General features: G+C 55.8%; 2 protein-coding genes. Both read left to right on the top strand.

What is annotated here, in order from left to right; translation table 11 throughout:
- Positions 1 to 104: 104 nt before the first annotated feature.
- The gene (aph(3'')-Ib, locus tag ACFWGJ_RS43565) at positions 105 to 908 is read left to right on the top strand and encodes an aminoglycoside O-phosphotransferase APH(3'')-Ib (protein WP_001082319.1); all 804 of its coding nucleotides are present in this window, start codon (positions 105 to 107) and stop codon (positions 906 to 908) included.
- Positions 908 to 1,702, top strand: a 795-nt coding sequence (locus ACFWGJ_RS43560) for an APH(6)-I family aminoglycoside O-phosphotransferase (protein ID WP_387334526.1), incomplete at its 3' end; no start/stop codon positions are given. The genes aph(3'')-Ib and ACFWGJ_RS43560, both read left to right, overlap by 1 nt.

The raw sequence follows: 1,702 nt of genomic DNA, 5'->3' as shown, positions 1-1,702 counted from the left end.
CTCAGAGACCATGGAAAGCATGTTCTCGGACTTACGTAGCAACTCGTTTCTTTTCGCAGGTTGAGCCACCTCCGCGCTTCATCAGAAAACTGAAGGAACCTCCATTGAATCGAACTAATATTTTTTTTGGTGAATCGCATTCTGACTGGTTGCCTGTCAGAGGCGGAGAATCTGGTGATTTTGTTTTTCGACGTGGTGACGGGCATGCCTTCGCGAAAATCGCACCTGCTTCCCGCCGCGGTGAGCTCGCTGGAGAGCGTGACCGCCTCATTTGGCTCAAAGGTCGAGGTGTGGCTTGCCCCGAGGTGATCAACTGGCAGGAGGAACAGGAGGGTGCATGCTTGGTGATAACGGCAATTCCGGGAGTACCGGCGGCTGATCTGTCTGGAGCGGATTTGCTCAAAGCGTGGCCGTCAATGGGGCAGCAACTTGGCGCTGTTCACAGCCTATCGGTTGATCAATGTCCGTTTGAGCGCAGGCTGTCGCGAATGTTCGGACGCGCCGTTGATGTGGTGTCCCGCAATGCCGTCAATCCCGACTTCTTACCGGACGAGGACAAGAGTACGCCGCAGCTCGATCTTTTGGCTCGTGTCGAACGAGAGCTACCGGTGCGGCTCGACCAAGAGCGCACCGATATGGTTGTTTGCCATGGTGATCCCTGCATGCCGAACTTCATGGTGGACCCTAAAACTCTTCAATGCACGGGTCTGATCGACCTTGGGCGGCTCGGAACAGCAGATCGCTATGCCGATTTGGCACTCATGATTGCTAACGCCGAAGAGAACTGGGCAGCGCCAGATGAAGCAGAGCGCGCCTTCGCTGTCCTATTCAATGTATTGGGGATCGAAGCCCCCGACCGCGAACGCCTTGCCTTCTATCTGCGATTGGACCCTCTGACTTGGGGTTGATGTTCATGCCGCCTGTTTTTCCTGCTCATTGGCACGTTTCGCAACCTGTTCTCATTGCGGACACCTTTTCCAGCCTCGTTTGGAAAGTTTCATTGCCAGACGGGACTCCTGCAATCGTCAAGGGATTGAAACCTATAGAAGACATTGCTGATGAACTGCGCGGGGCCGACTATCTGGTATGGCGCAATGGGAGGGGAGCAGTCCGGTTGCTCGGTCGTGAGAACAATCTGATGTTGCTCGAATATGCCGGGGAGCGAATGCTCTCTCACATCGTTGCCGAGCACGGCGACTACCAGGCGACCGAAATTGCAGCGGAACTAATGGCGAAGCTGTATGCCGCATCTGAGGAACCCCTGCCTTCTGCCCTTCTCCCGATCCGGGATCGCTTTGCAGCTTTGTTTCAGCGGGCGCGCGATGATCAAAACGCAGGTTGTCAAACTGACTACGTCCACGCGGCGATTATAGCCGATCAAATGATGAGCAATGCCTCGGAACTGCGTGGGCTACATGGCGATCTGCATCATGAAAACATCATGTTCTCCAGTCGCGGCTGGCTGGTGATAGATCCCGTCGGTCTGGTCGGTGAAGTGGGCTTTGGCGCCGCCAATATGTTCTACGATCCGGCTGACAGAGACGACCTTTGTCTCGATCCTAGACGCATTGCACAGATGGCGGACGCATTCTCTCGTGCGCTGGACGTCGATCCGCGTCGCCTGCTCGACCAGGCGTACGCTTATGGGTGCCTTTCCGCAGCTTGGAACGCGGATGGAGAAGAGGAGCAACGCGCTCTAGCC

This window comes from Streptomyces sp. NPDC060205 (genome assembly GCF_042728395.1).
GTDB lineage: Bacteria > Actinomycetota > Actinomycetes > Streptomycetales > Streptomycetaceae > Streptomyces.
Note: the sequence above shows the minus strand (reverse complement) of the source record. Positions and strands in the feature narration are given on the sequence as shown.